Annotated in this window: 13 protein-coding genes; 2 read left to right on the forward strand and 11 right to left on the reverse strand. The window is 35.1% G+C overall.

Annotated features, from left to right (window positions below):
* Positions 1–3: 3 nt before the first annotated feature.
* The 10 genes from BMW29_RS09130 to BMW29_RS09175 all read right to left on the reverse strand — a co-directional run bounded on the left by BMW29_RS09130 (position 4) and on the right by BMW29_RS09175 (position 9,527).
* Positions 4–1,026: a glycosyltransferase family 4 protein gene (locus BMW29_RS09130; protein WP_092652635.1), complete on the reverse strand. Its 1,023-nt coding sequence runs from the start codon at positions 1,024–1,026 to the stop codon at positions 4–6.
* Positions 1,027–1,038: 12 nt separating this feature from the next.
* The gene (locus BMW29_RS09135; protein ID WP_092652637.1) at positions 1,039–2,214 is read right to left on the reverse strand and encodes a glycosyltransferase family 4 protein; all 1,176 of its coding nucleotides are present in this window, start codon (positions 2,212–2,214) and stop codon (positions 1,039–1,041) included.
* A gap of 263 nt (positions 2,215–2,477) precedes the next feature.
* A complete protein-coding gene (gene dltD / locus BMW29_RS09140; RefSeq protein ID WP_092652639.1) occupies positions 2,478–3,755 on the reverse strand; it encodes a D-alanyl-lipoteichoic acid biosynthesis protein DltD in 1,278 nt (425 codons plus the stop codon).
* Complete coding sequence (gene dltC, locus BMW29_RS09145) at positions 3,752–3,988, reverse strand: D-alanine--poly(phosphoribitol) ligase subunit DltC (protein WP_092652641.1); 237 nt, start codon at positions 3,986–3,988, stop codon at positions 3,752–3,754. Before dltC ends, dltD begins: the two co-directional genes overlap by 4 nt.
* Positions 3,989–4,009: 21 nt before the next feature.
* Complete coding sequence (gene dltB / locus BMW29_RS09150; protein ID WP_092652643.1) at positions 4,010–5,191, reverse strand: D-alanyl-lipoteichoic acid biosynthesis protein DltB; 1,182 nt, start codon at positions 5,189–5,191, stop codon at positions 4,010–4,012.
* Positions 5,188–6,705 carry a D-alanine--poly(phosphoribitol) ligase subunit DltA gene (dltA, locus tag BMW29_RS09155; RefSeq protein ID WP_092652645.1) on the reverse strand — a complete coding sequence of 506 codons (1,518 nt, stop codon included), beginning with the start codon at positions 6,703–6,705 and terminating at the stop codon, positions 5,188–5,190. Before dltA ends, dltB begins: the two co-directional genes overlap by 4 nt.
* A 55-nt stretch (positions 6,706–6,760) precedes the next feature.
* On the reverse strand, positions 6,761–6,910 hold the full coding sequence (locus BMW29_RS09160) for a teichoic acid D-Ala incorporation-associated protein DltX (RefSeq protein ID WP_092652647.1): 150 nt from the start codon (positions 6,908–6,910) through the stop codon (positions 6,761–6,763).
* Positions 6,911–7,176: 266 nt separating this feature from the next.
* Positions 7,177–8,898 carry a phosphoenolpyruvate--protein phosphotransferase gene (gene ptsP, locus BMW29_RS09165; RefSeq protein ID WP_092652649.1) on the reverse strand — a complete coding sequence of 574 codons (1,722 nt, stop codon included), beginning with the start codon at positions 8,896–8,898 and terminating at the stop codon, positions 7,177–7,179.
* A complete protein-coding gene (locus BMW29_RS09170) occupies positions 8,898–9,164 on the reverse strand; it encodes a phosphocarrier protein HPr (RefSeq protein ID WP_092652651.1) in 267 nt (88 codons plus the stop codon). Before BMW29_RS09170 ends, ptsP begins: the two co-directional genes overlap by 1 nt.
* A 159-nt stretch (positions 9,165–9,323) precedes the next feature.
* The gene (locus tag BMW29_RS09175) at positions 9,324–9,527 is read right to left on the reverse strand and encodes a hypothetical protein (protein ID WP_092652653.1); all 204 of its coding nucleotides are present in this window, start codon (positions 9,525–9,527) and stop codon (positions 9,324–9,326) included.
* 175 nt (positions 9,528–9,702) lie between these two features.
* Here BMW29_RS09175 and BMW29_RS09180 point away from each other — a divergent pair, with 175 nt between their 5' ends.
* Positions 9,703–9,891 (forward strand): DUF2187 family protein, encoded by a 189-nt coding sequence (locus tag BMW29_RS09180; RefSeq protein WP_092652655.1) that lies wholly within the window; start codon positions 9,703–9,705, stop codon positions 9,889–9,891.
* Positions 9,892–9,927: 36 nt separating this feature from the next.
* Here the strand turns inward: BMW29_RS09180 and BMW29_RS09185 are convergent, their stop codons facing one another.
* Entirely contained in the window at positions 9,928–10,773 is an 846-nt protein-coding gene (locus BMW29_RS09185; RefSeq protein ID WP_092652657.1) for a hypothetical protein, read from the reverse strand.
* 197 nt (positions 10,774–10,970) lie between these two features.
* Here BMW29_RS09185 and BMW29_RS09190 point away from each other — a divergent pair, with 197 nt between their 5' ends.
* Positions 10,971–13,184, forward strand: coding sequence for an ATP-dependent Clp protease ATP-binding subunit (locus tag BMW29_RS09190; RefSeq protein WP_092652659.1), 2,214 nt, complete (start codon positions 10,971–10,973; stop codon positions 13,182–13,184).
* The last annotated feature ends 31 nt before the right edge of the window (positions 13,185–13,215 follow it).

The following is a 13,215-nucleotide window of genomic DNA, read 5'->3' on the forward strand; positions in this document are numbered from 1 at the left end:
TATTCACCTCTTCTCAGATTGCTCCGTATAGAAATCAAGCCAAATTTTTGCTAAGCGCTCTTCTGAATAATAAGCACCACCAGCAGCTGACTTTTCTTTCAATGCTTCATAAAAAGCTGGATTCTCTTTTAATTCAATTATTTTTTGTTTCATTTCTGTCACATCACTCGCTGCTTCATAATACCCTGTAATAATTGATTCATACAATGGTAGGTCTCGTAGTAAAATCGGTGTACGACAGTTAAAAGCCTCTAAAATACACATTGGAAATAGCTCATTATAGGATGGTAATAAAAAGATATTCGCAATATTATAATATTTCATAATCTCATCACGATCAATAATCCCTGGGAAATAAACATTCGCTGGTGGATTATCTAAAATTTTCTTATAGCGCTCATAGCCATCTGTAATTTTTCCAAATGAAAAGCCACCTGCCCAAATAAACTGAATATCAGGTAATTCTTCTGCTAATTGAATAAAGTCAAAAATCCCTTTTCTTTCCTGAATTTGACCAGCTCCAAATACAACAAATTGATCAGCAGGAATCTCTTTTTCTGCACGAAAAGCACTTTTTTCACTGGCTGAAAGTTCATGAAATTGTGCTTTAGAAACAAAATTAGGAATATAAGCAATATTATTCTTAAGCCCCAAAGCTTCAAGTTTTGGAATAAAGCTTGGATTAACCACAACAATTTGATCCATTCTTTTATAAAATGACACAACATATTTATTAAAAATCCATTGAATAGGTTTTGGTAATTTAATACTGCCTTCTAAAGTTTCTGGTAAAAAATGGACATAACCAATTCTTCTGCCATATCTTTTCTTAAAAAAGGTTGTCAGATAAAAAGGAAAATTAATTGTATGATAATGACTGATATCTGTTTTTGAGTAACGGTTAATATTAACCTTTATCTTATCAGCATGATATTTGTCTAATAAACTCAATAATTCTAAATAGGCACTACCTACACCTTGACCTTTTACTTTATCCGCAGAAGAAAACATTGTAATCTCCAGCATGTGTAGCTCCTCCTATCGTTTAATGGGTTTAATTTTATCTTTTTTATTTAATTCATAACGTTCAATTGATTTATAATAAAATTCTTCTACTTTTGCACCAAAGCAAGTAGAGGATATTTGATAAAGAACCTCATTTAATATTTGTTCATCGGTTTCTCCAATAGGTGTATTTAATACTTCTAATACACCAGCCGCTAATACATCATCTGTCTTAAAGGTGGTTCCAAGTGATGGATCAGATAATAAACTCTTGGTATAAGGGCTTTCCTTAGCCAAGCATCTTGTATGAGAAGCTAACGCCTCAATATAAGTCAAACCTTGTGATTCTGACTCAGAGGCACTTACAAATAAGTCAGCCATTCGGTAATAGTGGCCTACCTCTTCATTTTTCTTCTCTCCTACAAAAATAACGGATTGCGTGACATCTAATTGGTCTACAAGATTTTCTAACACTGCTCTTTGTGGACCCTCACCAACAACTACTAAGATTAAATCTGGTTTTTCGCGAACCAAAATTGGCATCGCTTGAATAATGGCTTCAATATTTTTTTCTTGTGACAATCGACTTAAAGATAAAATAACTGGCTGTTCCTCTGATAAACCCAATTCTTGTCGAATATGACGTTGCTCAGATGGTTTAAACTCATTTAAGTTGACACCAGTTGGAATAATGGCAGTAGGCTTATAAATATCGTATTTTTCTAATTGTTCCACCACTCGATTACTAGGAGCAATCACCCCTACGACTCGGCTACAAAAAGCACGGGTAATCATCCGGACATGGGTCGGCTTCAATAACTTCCCTTTTGCAATATAATGTAGGTAATCTTCATACATTGTATGATAGGTATGAACGCAAGGTATTTTTAAATTATATGCGACAAATTTTCCTACCCATCCCACACCAAATTCAGTTTGTGTATGGACAATATCCAATTTTAATTTTTTCGCTTTTTGAATTGTTGGTACCAATCCTCTAAAGGCAACCCTTCTTTCCTTAAATGATATTAAGGGGATGCTCGGCAAACGATAAATATTTTCTTCATACTCATCTGCTTTGGGATCTGATGTTGTAAAAATGTATACTTGATGTCCTCTTCTTTCAAGCTCTTCTTTTAGTGTTTTAACAGATGTTGCAACACCACTCACTTGAGGAAAATAGGTATCAGTAAAAATACCAATCTTCATATGCTCATCTCCTTTCTATTAAATACCAAATGATTTAATAGCCATCACTTTTAAATTCTATACTCTTTAACAATTTTTTTCAACTTTATTTCGTCAATAAATCATTAAGATTACAAAAACATTACTTGTCTATGAATAGTATAGTCATTTTTAGCGAAAGGAACATCCAACTAAAGTTGTAAATTTAGCTCATTTATTTGGCTGATAAAAAAATCTACTTTCAGCCATTCATCAAATGAATAGTGAAAGCAGATCTTCAGTTGTTATGGTTTAATAAAAGAATCAATTTCTGAGATGGGCAAATTTTGCCATTCTTTTGTATAAAATTTCTCATTCATTTGGTAGTCAACAGCTGGTTGATCATTTTCTAAAAATGGTGCAACTGTTTGATCCATTTCTAGCCAGCCTCTCCATCCTAAGTGAATGGTGTCTTCCATATAATAATCTTCATTACCATTTTTAGATAAATCTAACACTTGAAATCCTTGTGATTCTAATTGATAGATTGCTTTCTTCGTAAAATGATCTAACATCTCTTGACTCAGTCCGGTATAGGCAATCCATTTTGAATTCACTGGTGGAATCACAAAAAGTGGTTGCATTTTTTCTTTTGCCATGCGGTCTAAAATCAATTGGAAATCAGAAAATTCTGGAGAAAATTCATAATTAAATTTCTTTTGAGAGTCTTTTAAGGCAGCTTCATCAGCCATAATACGATTGGTATAAAAATTATTTTTTAATTGATAAGGATTGTTATTTGCTTCCTTTTCACCAATTGACATGGCTAATTTATCTAGCGCATCAAAGTCATATTTGGTCGGTAAAACTTTTTGTTGCTTCTCAATTTTACCTTCGTTTCCACTAAAGCGTGTCACACCAAATAAATCATCTTCACGCTCTAAAATTTTTCTTCTAAACTTCATTTTATTAATGAGATGGCTAGAGACTTCTTTCCCCTCTTTAATCGTCGTTAAAGCATCCTTCAACTCTCTATTTAAATCCAATGAATCAAATGTTAATAAGCGTTCTGCAGCAAATCTTCGTTCTGCAGAATCTGGCTCACCATTCATAATAAATTCATATAATTGTAAGCTAGAGAAATGAGCGCCAAAAGCCTCATTTGAAACCCCATTTTTAACAAACCATTGTGGAGAAACAATAAAGACAGCTTTTTTATTTTCTAGCGTATCCCCTAAGGCTTGAATCGACATATAATGAGAAAGGGATTGCATCCCAGCATTTCCAATTAAGAAAGGACGATAGCTTCGATCATACTTTTCAGCAAGCACAGATGGATGAAAAGCATCAAATCTAGAGAGTTCAGAAGAACCATAGAAAGGTACAATATTCTTTTCCTTCATCGCTGCTTGTGAAATCATCAGACCTTTTATCACATTGGTTTCTAAACTTGATTTTGCATTGTCTATTTCCTTTTGACCAACATTTCTAAAATTGAATGGGGCGAAAATCAGCACAGTAAAAATGAGCAATGCACAGAAAAGCGGGCCAATCGATAAGAAAAGTTTTTTCTTAAAACTCATTTTAATTGCTCTAATTGTTCCAACATTTTATTTGGTGTCGCCCATTCATCACGATCAAAATCAGATACAGGAACTTGAATGCCCATTTGAGCTTCAATCTCAACTAATAATTGCACAGTTCCTAGTGAGTCTAAAACACCTGAATCATATAAAGGAAAATCTAAATCCTCTTTGACCTCATCTTCACCTGTAATTTCTGCTAAAATTGTTAAAAATTCATTTTTATCTACCATGTTTAAAACGCTCCTTTTATTTTAATGATGCCATAATTTATCTAATACTCCTGAAAAAATCAAAAAGCTGACACAAACTGTATTGAAGGTAATAAAGATTCCAAGACATTTTGTGAAGATATTACTTGGCAAGTTTTTATGTTTTTTCTTATAACGAATCCAGGCATCATTTACACAAATTGCGATACCATGAAATAAGCCATATACAATATAATACCATGTTAAGCCATGCCATACACCCATTAATAAGAATAAGGACATATACCCCACATTGGACATTGTGGTACGGCTCTTAAAGACTTTCTTCTTCATCAAGAAAAAGACCATACGCATAAAGACAAAATCTCTAAACCAAAAAGATAATGACATATGCCATCTATTCCAAAACTCTTTAATATTGGGACTAATAAAGGGTTTATTAAAGTTAATAGGTGTTTTAATCCCCATTAAATGGCTGACTCCAACTGCAAACAAACTATAGCCTGCAAAATCAAAGAACAAGTATAAACTATAACTATACATATACATTAAGAGATTCCAGAAGCTTGTATTATCAAGCAATGCGCCTTCAAAATAATTGACACCAAAGGTTTTCAAATAGTAGCCAATAATAAATTTATAAAGGAAACCTAGAAAAATCATAAAGATGGCTTTATCAACTAAGGTTACATACTCTTCTCTTTCTGGAACATTTTCAAAATCTTTTTCAAAACGACGATAGCGATCAATTGGTCCTGAAGAAATCGTTGGAAAGAATAATAGAAATTGAATATAAACGCGCATACTAAAAGTTTTAATCTGACCATCTCTAATTTCCATCACCATTTGAACTGCTTTAAAGGTCAAATAGGAAATTCCCAAGAAACCAAGCATTGATGGATTGACATGAAATGCTGGCAGAAGTTTATAAAGAACTAATGGTAACAGCGCACCTAATAGCGCCATAAAGTAAACGGATGATTCATTTTTCTTAGATCGATAACGATGATAGCCCCCAACCAAAAGAACCTGCCATAGCACATAAATGATTAAGGCAATCCCTTGTTTGTAGTGCGCACCACCAAAAGTTAAATAAAGAAAATACAATGTCACTAAGTTTTGATACCATAATAAGCGTTTGCCGAACATTAAACCAACGACAATAGGAATTAATGCAACTGCCAAGTAGAGAAAATAGACAGGTGCTCCGTATGGAGTACTCATTGGTTCACCTCATTCATTAATGTTTTGCGATCTATTTTTCCATTAGCAGTTAGTGGGAGCTCATCTAAATAAATCCATTTTTGCGGAATCATATAAGCCATTGTACTCTCTGCTAATTCTTTTTTAATAGCCGCCGTTAATTGATACTCTTTTTCAAAAGTATGAGGCTGAGCAACAACAAAAGCCGCTAAATTAGCTACTTTATTTTCTTTCATCTGAGGCACTGCAATCGCTGCTTTAATCAATGAAACATTCTCTAAATGATGATCCACATCCTCAAGTTCAATGCGATAGCCATGTAACTTAATTTGGAAATCTTTTCTTCCTTGATAGAATAATAATCCTTCTTTCAGAAAGCCTAAATCCCCTGTTCGATAAGCTTGAACACCGTCTTCTAAATAGAAGGCTTCAGCTGTTTTTTCTTCGTTATTCAGATACCCTATTGAGACACTTGGTCCAACAATCACCATTTCTCCTACTTCACCATCAGGTAGGGTATTGCCCTCATCATCTTTAATTAACATCTGGGTATCTTCTTTGACAAAACCAATTGGTAGTCTAGGATACTCAGCTAAGACTTCATCTGTAATCAATACTTGGGTCACAGCAACAGTTGCCTCCGTTGGCCCATAAGTATTATAAATTGCAGCCTCTGGGAAGCGTTCTTTTAATTGTTTCGCTGTTTGATTGGTTAGCTCTTCCCCACAGAATAAAAAGGTCGTTAATTCAGGATAATGAAGGGCATCAAAGGTTTTCTCTAATAAACAAATTTCCATAAATGAAGGGGTCGATACCCAAACATTAACCTTTGTTTCTGGTAGGTAAGCAAATAGCTTCTTAAAGTTATCCGTTACTTGTTTTTGAACGGGGACCAAAGTCCCACCAGAAAGTAAAGCTGGATAAAGATCCATCACAGATAAGTCAAATGAAAATGGCGCCTGACATAGAAAACGTTTTTGCTTTCCTACTTGAAAATCGGTTGCAATCCAATCTGTAAAACTTAATAAATTGCGATGATTGATTTGAACACCCTTTGGTACACCTGTTGTTCCAGAAGTAAAAATTGCATAAATTCGGTCAGTATCTTTTGTTTGATACACTGGCAGATTAAGCACTTCTTTTTGCTCAATGACTTGCTGGACTTCTTCAAGTGTCAATACTGGAACGGTTGCTTCAAAAGGCAAGGCTTCCAAAGAAATAATCAGTTCAGGTTGTGCAATATCAAAGATTTGTTTGATCCGTTCCATTGGTGTGTATTTGTCCACTGGCACATAAAACATTCCTACCTTTAAGGCAGCAATAAAAGAGACTACCATTTCATAGGTAATTTCTCCATAAATGAGAACTGGCATATTTCCATCAAGATGTGGCACTTTTTTTATAATTGCATTTGCTAATTGATTCGATTGCCATTTTAGTTCCCCGTAAGTATGTGTTTTCTCAATACTATCATAGCAAAGAGTATCTGGACTCATTTCTGCAAAATCATTCATTTGTTCAATAATTGTTTTCATTGGTTCACGTTACGCTCTCGTCGTTTCTGTTACTCCTTAAGCGACTCCTCTCTTTCTAGAATTCGTTGTAGATAAATCCGCCACTTCCCACATGACTATAATCATAAAGGTAAAGTAAAAAGAATAATATCGCAACATAAAATGCTGTCTTACAACAAAAGACCAGTATTTGATGATGACTTATTTTTTGCCATAATGCTTTCACTGATTCTCTCTCCCTTTTTCCTTGTTTATTTAAAGTAAAATTTAAGTGATGTTCTTTCTCAAAGTAGATAATTGCTTTATTATTTTTACTTAATTCATTATAGCCGTAGAATGAAACAAATGCTACCCTACTTAAGATGTATTTTTATTAAAAATTTCTTAAAACAATCAAAAAAAGACGCGGTTAAGACAAAACTCGAAGTTTTATCCTAACCACATCTATTCCTTTATGAAATGGTGGCCAACAGTCAGCCACCAAAAATTCCACTATTTTGTATAAGATTCAACTAAAGCAACAACTTCATCAGCTGTGTCACAATCATTGATTGCTTTTTCTGCTAATTCAGTCATTTTAGCTGTATCTAGACGTTTCATTAAGCTACGTGTTTTAAGAATACTTGAAGCGCTCATTGAGAACTCATCAAGACCTAATCCCATTAATAATGGAACCGCAGTTTGATCTCCTGCCATTTCTCCACACATACCTGTCCATTTGCCTTCTGCATGAGAAGCATCAATAACGTTCTTAATCAAACGTAGAATTGATGGGTTATATGGTTGGTATAAATAAGAAACGCGTTCATTCATACGGTCACTTGCCATTGTGTATTGGATTAAATCATTGGTTCCAATACTGAAGAAGTCTACTTCTTTAGCAAATTTATCAGCAATAACTGCTGCTGCTGGAATTTCAATCATGATCCCTACTTGGATTTCATCAGAAACTGCAACACCTTCACTCACTAATTTCGCTTTTTCTTCTAACAGAAGCGCTTTTGCAGCTCTAAACTCTGCAAGTGTTGCAATCATTGGGAACATAATACGTAATGGTCCAAAGACTGAAGCACGTAAAAGGGCACGTAATTGTGTACGGAACATATCTGGTTCTGCTAAACAAATGCGGATTGCACGGTAACCTAAGAATGGGTTCATTTCATGCGGTAATGTCAAGTATGGTAACTCTTTATCTCCACCAATGTCCATTGTACGAACAACTACAGGTTTACCATTCATACCTTCTAAAACTGCTTTATACGCTTCAAATTGTGCATCTTCAGTAGGGAAATCTGGAGAATCCATATATAAGAACTCTGTACGATAAAGACCTACTGCTTCACCACCATTATTTTTGACACCCTCTAAATCTTTAGGTGTCCCAATATTAGCAGCTAGCTCAATATGTTTGCCATCAGCAGTAACAGTTGCTTCATTTTTCAATTTTTCCCACTCAGCTTTTTGATCCGCAAATGCTTGCGCTTTTGTATTGTATTTTTCCACATCTGATGATTCAGGGTGTACTAATACATCGCCTTCAAGTCCATCAATAATAATCATATCTCCATCAACAACTGTGTCTGTAATTGATTTTGTTCCTACGATTGCAGGAATTTCAAGTGAACGAGCCATAATGGCTGAATGAGAGGTACGACCACCAATGTCAGTTACGAAAGCCTTAACATATTTACGGTTTAATTGTGCTGTATCACTTGGTGTTAAATCATGTGCAACGACAATGACTTCTTCATTAATCATTGAAGGATTTGGTAGTTTCACATTTAACAAGTGACTCATCACACGTTTGGTAACATCTTTAATATCTGCAGCACGTTCTTGCATGTAAGGATTGTCTTCCATGCCTTCAAACATACTAATAAACATATCTGTAACTTCTTTTAATGCAGCTTCAGCGTTGACCTTGTTATCGCGTACATTGCTTTCAATGCTACCAACCAATTCTGGATCAGCTAAAACCATTAAGTGTGCATCAAAAACTTGCGCTTCTTCTTCGCCTAAACTTTCAGCAGCTTTCTCACGAATTGCTTGAAGTTCAGTTGTCGCTTTTGATAATGCATCCGCTAAACGATTGACCTCGCCTTCAGAATCTTCAACTGTCACTTTATTAAATGACATGTCAGGTTCAATGAGCATATATGCTTTTGCAATTGCAATACCATCACTAGCCGCAATTCCTTTTAGCATCTCTACCATTATTCTGCCAAGCCTTCTTTTTTCATTGTTTCTTCAATACCAGCGATTGCATCAGCTTCGTCAGCACCTTCAGCAGTGATTGTTACATCAGCGCCTTGACCAACACCTAATGACATAACGCCCATGATTGATTTAAGGTTAACTGATTTACCTTTGTACTCTAAGTTAATATCTGAACTGTATTTACTTGCAGCTTGCACTAATAATGTAGCTGGGCGTGCATGGATCCCAGTATCTGCTACTACATGAAATTCGCGTTTTTCCATAATATAACGACTCCTTTAGTAATAAAAATTTTTTTAATTTTTTGTAAGGGAATCACTGAAAACCTTTTCAAACAGTTGTTTTTCAACATGGTTTAAAAGATGACCCTCTCAATATGAAATCGTACCATTTTTCAAAAGAATGCACAACCATTTTCTTAATTATTGATTGTTTTCATGCGCATTTTCAATCAAGCGATAAACAACATTTCCACCTAAGCCAGCTTCTCCTACAATTTGATTTTTGGATTCATGTTTGGACCAAACTGAAATGAAGTCGATAAAATCCTTTTTTTCAATATGAATTTCAGTGATTTCTTTCGCAATTAAAGCGGCTATTTTTTCCTCTATTTCTACTTTTTCCATTTTAATGCCCTCTTTCTTTTAATTTAAGTATAGTATATTACATTTGTGTTTTTTTTCACATTTTTTATTTTTTTTAATTGAAACCTCTTCACAAATCGACAATTTTGTTTATAATCATAGTTGTGTAACCATTCATTCAGAGAATTTCATCATTCTCATTGAGGAGGTATAATCAATGACACAAGCAGAAATTGGCGATTTAATTGTTTTTAGAGAAGGAATTCAAGGGATTGTCGAAAAAATATATGTGAACTCTGTGATGGTCGATATTTCTAAGACGCCTAATTATGCAGCATTAGATTTAGGAACAAAGACAATTGTCAGTCACAAAGATTATGAAATTATTCCACAAACTGCAGATTAAAAACTATGAACGCACAAGACAGAGGTAGCAGCTTAGCTACTTCTGTCTTATTTTCGTTAGAAAAGCATCCCAAAAATGTGGCTCTCCTTTTTCTTTAGAGAGATGATAAAGAAAAACAAAGACAATATTAAAGCAAATAAATAGCATGACCAAATGCCAAATTTTAAAAGAAGCAGCCAAATAAAGTGCAACTAAACTTACCATTAAATATAAAAACATCAAGTATCTTCTATTAAGTGGTTGTAAGGGACGATTCCAATAACCAAAAAGCTTGAGCACAAACCAAATGAATGCATGGAGTACCACCATCACCAATCCCCAAGAAAGATAGACCCGATGTGGAATATTGTAATAACTTAATTCAGTGCCTTGCAACCATTGATAAATTTGCTTAATATTCATAATCAGCGGTTCAATTAATAATTCCAACCCCATTGAAGCGGTTGTGGCTCCTAAAATATAAATTGCTCCTTGTACCCAATTCTTTTTTATTTTACGTGTAATTTGACGCCATAAAACATGTGTTAAAATGGTCATTATCACCCAAGTTAGCGCCGTTACATAAGGAATACTGTTATAGATTTGGTCAATCTCTCCACTAGGTGCAACTAAAACATGTGAAAAATTGGTTTTATCTGCAATCCCCAACCATTCAATATTAAAACTGATACCAAATACTAAAAATGGGATAAAAAACCCAATCCAGGGATTATATTCTAACATCATATAGAGTGTCACAAAAACAGCAGCTATCAGCATCATCCCAATAAAAACACTGATTAACAGCTCCATTCTCATTCCAAAAAAAATAGCAAGAAGCAAACCGATAAAAGTCCATCCAATAAAAAATTTAAAGAGCAATGTGAGATGGTTTTGCTTCACAACATCCCCTCCTATTTGAAGTATGAATCATGATTGAATGCTTCTTATTATACTACTTTTTCCCTCCATAAAGAAAGCCTCGTCATTCGAAGAAACAAAAAACTTGAAAGTCAAACAAGGTCAGAGTATACTATCATCATGAAGGTCAATATTAGTCAGACCTCGCAAAAAGAATTTGATTGAAAGGTTGTGAAGGAATGAACTGTCAACATTGTCAACAAAATAATGCTACGATTCATTTGTATACAAGTGTAAATGGGACAAAAGGTCAAATTGATCTTTGTCAAAATTGTTACCGCCAATTAAAAAATGTCCAAGATCAAATCAGTCAAGGAAACCAAAATCCTTTTGGTTTTAATAATATAGAAGAATTTTTCCAAGCTTTACAACAACAAGGTGGTGAAAATCCAGCACCTGCTACACAAAATAATGGCGGTAATCGAGGAAAAACACCTCGTCAGCAACAGAAAAAAGGTGGCATCTTAGATGAGTTTGGGATTAACTTAACCCAGCTTGCTAAAGATGGACTGATTGATCCAGTCATTGGCCGAGACCAAGAAATTAATCGTGTCATTGAAATTCTCAATCGTCGAACAAAAAACAACCCAGTTCTCATTGGTGAGCCTGGTGTTGGTAAAACAGCCGTTATTGAAGGCTTTGCACAAAAAATTGTTAATGGCGATGTGCCACAAAAATTATTGAATAAAGAAGTGATTAGTTTAGATGTAGCTTCTTTAGTACAAGGCACTGGCATTAGAGGACAATTTGAAGAACGCATGAAAAAATTAATGATGGAATTAAAAGAAAATAAAAACACGATTCTCTTCATTGATGAAGTTCATGAAATCGTTGGTGCAGGAAGTGCAGAAGGCGGTATGGATGCTGGCAACATTTTGAAACCAGCTCTTGCAAGAGGCGAATTACAAATGGTTGGTGCGACAACACTAAAAGAATATCGCATCATTGAAAAAGATGCTGCTTTAGAGCGTCGTGTTCAGCCCGTTACAGTCAATGAACCAAGTGTTGAGGAAAGTATCCTCATTTTAAAAGGCATTCAACCTAAATATGAGGATTACCATCATGTGCACTATACAGAAGCAGCGATTGAAAATGCCGTTAAATTGTCTCATCGCTATATCCAAGATCGTTTCTTACCAGATAAAGCGATTGACCTTTTAGATGAAGCCGGCTCAAAAATGAATTTAACCATTCCAGCTCTTGACCCACAAGCAGTTGAAGATAAGCTAGCTGAAGTCGCTAGTCAAAAACAACAGGCCTTAGCAAAAGAAGACTATGAAAAGGCTGCTTATTATCGTGATCAAGCTGTTAAATTAGCTGAAATGCGTCAATTAAATGACGATTCAAGCAATCAACCTATCATTACCGAAAAAGAAATGGAACAATTAATTGAACAAAAAACCAATATTCCAGTTGGCCAAATCAAAGAAAAAGAACAGACACAATTGAAAAACCTAGAGCCTGATTTAAAGGCCAAGATTATTGGACAAAATGAAGCGGTGGAAAAAGTAGCCAAAGCGATTCGTCGTAGTCGCATTGGTTTTAACCGCAAAAACCGTCCAATTGGCTCCTTCCTCTTTGTTGGTCCCACAGGTGTTGGTAAAACAGAGCTTGCGAAACAATTAGCCAATGAAATGTTTGGAAATCAGGAAGCATTAATTCGCTTTGATATGAGTGAATATATGGAAAAACACAGTGTTGCAAAACTAATTGGTTCTCCTCCAGGCTATATCGGCTATGATGAAGCAGGCCAATTAACAGAAAAAGTGCGTAGAAATCCTTATAGCATCGTGTTACTTGATGAAGTGGAAAAAGCCCATCCAGATGTGATGCACCTATTCTTACAAATCTTAGATGATGGTCGTTTAACAGATGCTCAAGGAAGAACTGTGAGCTTTAAAGATACCATTATCATTATGACAAGTAATGCAGGAACTGGTGCAGTGGAAGCCAGTGTTGGATTTGCTGCAACTAGAAGTGGAAACCAACGTTCAGTTAAAGCACAGCTTGGTGAGTTTTTCAAACCAGAGTTTCTCAACCGCTTTGATGCGATTGTTGAATTTGGTGCATTAAAACATGAAGCATTGGTACAAATCGTTGATTTAATGCTAGCAGAAATGAATCAGCTATTAGTTGAACAGGACCTCACACTCACTGTTAGTGAGGCAGTAAAAGAAAAAATGGTTGAGCTAGGTTATGAACCAGCAATGGGCGCTAGACCTTTACGTCGTGTCATTCAAGAACAAATTGAAGACGGCATTGCGGATTATTATTTAGATCATCCAACTGAAAAACAGCTTCAAGCCATGTTGTTTGATGGCGAGATTGTGATTACAAGTCAAGATACTGTAACACCTGAAACCACAGTTGTGGTTGAACACGAAGAACAGTAAAATAAAAAGCCAAGCTATTGAATCAGTAGCT

Origin of the sequence: Isobaculum melis (assembly GCF_900111355.1) — a bacterium.
Lineage (GTDB): Bacteria > Bacillota > Bacilli > Lactobacillales > Carnobacteriaceae > Isobaculum > Isobaculum melis.

Excerpts from the sequence above, each read along its gene's own strand:
- dltD (WP_092652639.1), bottom strand. The coding sequence starts at position 3,755 with ATGAGTTTTAAGAAAAAACTTTTCTTATCGATTGGCCCGCTTTTCTGT.
- dltB (WP_092652643.1), bottom strand. The coding sequence starts at position 5,191 with ATGAGTACTCCATACGGAGCACCTGTCTATTTTCTCTACTTGGCAGTT.
- BMW29_RS09190 (WP_092652659.1), top strand. The coding sequence starts at position 10,971 with ATGAACTGTCAACATTGTCAACAAAATAATGCTACGATTCATTTGTAT.
- BMW29_RS09180 (WP_092652655.1), top strand. The coding sequence starts at position 9,703 with ATGACACAAGCAGAAATTGGCGATTTAATTGTTTTTAGAGAAGGAATT.
- BMW29_RS09130 (WP_092652635.1), bottom strand. The coding sequence starts at position 1,026 with ATGCTGGAGATTACAATGTTTTCTTCTGCGGATAAAGTAAAAGGTCAA.
- BMW29_RS09135 (WP_092652637.1), bottom strand. The coding sequence starts at position 2,214 with ATGAAGATTGGTATTTTTACTGATACCTATTTTCCTCAAGTGAGTGGT.
- ptsP (WP_092652649.1), bottom strand. The coding sequence starts at position 8,898 with ATGGTAGAGATGCTAAAAGGAATTGCGGCTAGTGATGGTATTGCAATT.
- BMW29_RS09170 (WP_092652651.1), bottom strand. The coding sequence starts at position 9,164 with ATGGAAAAACGCGAATTTCATGTAGTAGCAGATACTGGGATCCATGCA.
- dltC (WP_092652641.1), bottom strand. The coding sequence starts at position 3,988 with ATGGTAGATAAAAATGAATTTTTAACAATTTTAGCAGAAATTACAGGT.
- BMW29_RS09175 (WP_092652653.1), bottom strand. The coding sequence starts at position 9,527 with ATGGAAAAAGTAGAAATAGAGGAAAAAATAGCCGCTTTAATTGCGAAA.
- dltA (WP_092652645.1), bottom strand. The coding sequence starts at position 6,705 with ATGAAAACAATTATTGAACAAATGAATGATTTTGCAGAAATGAGTCCA.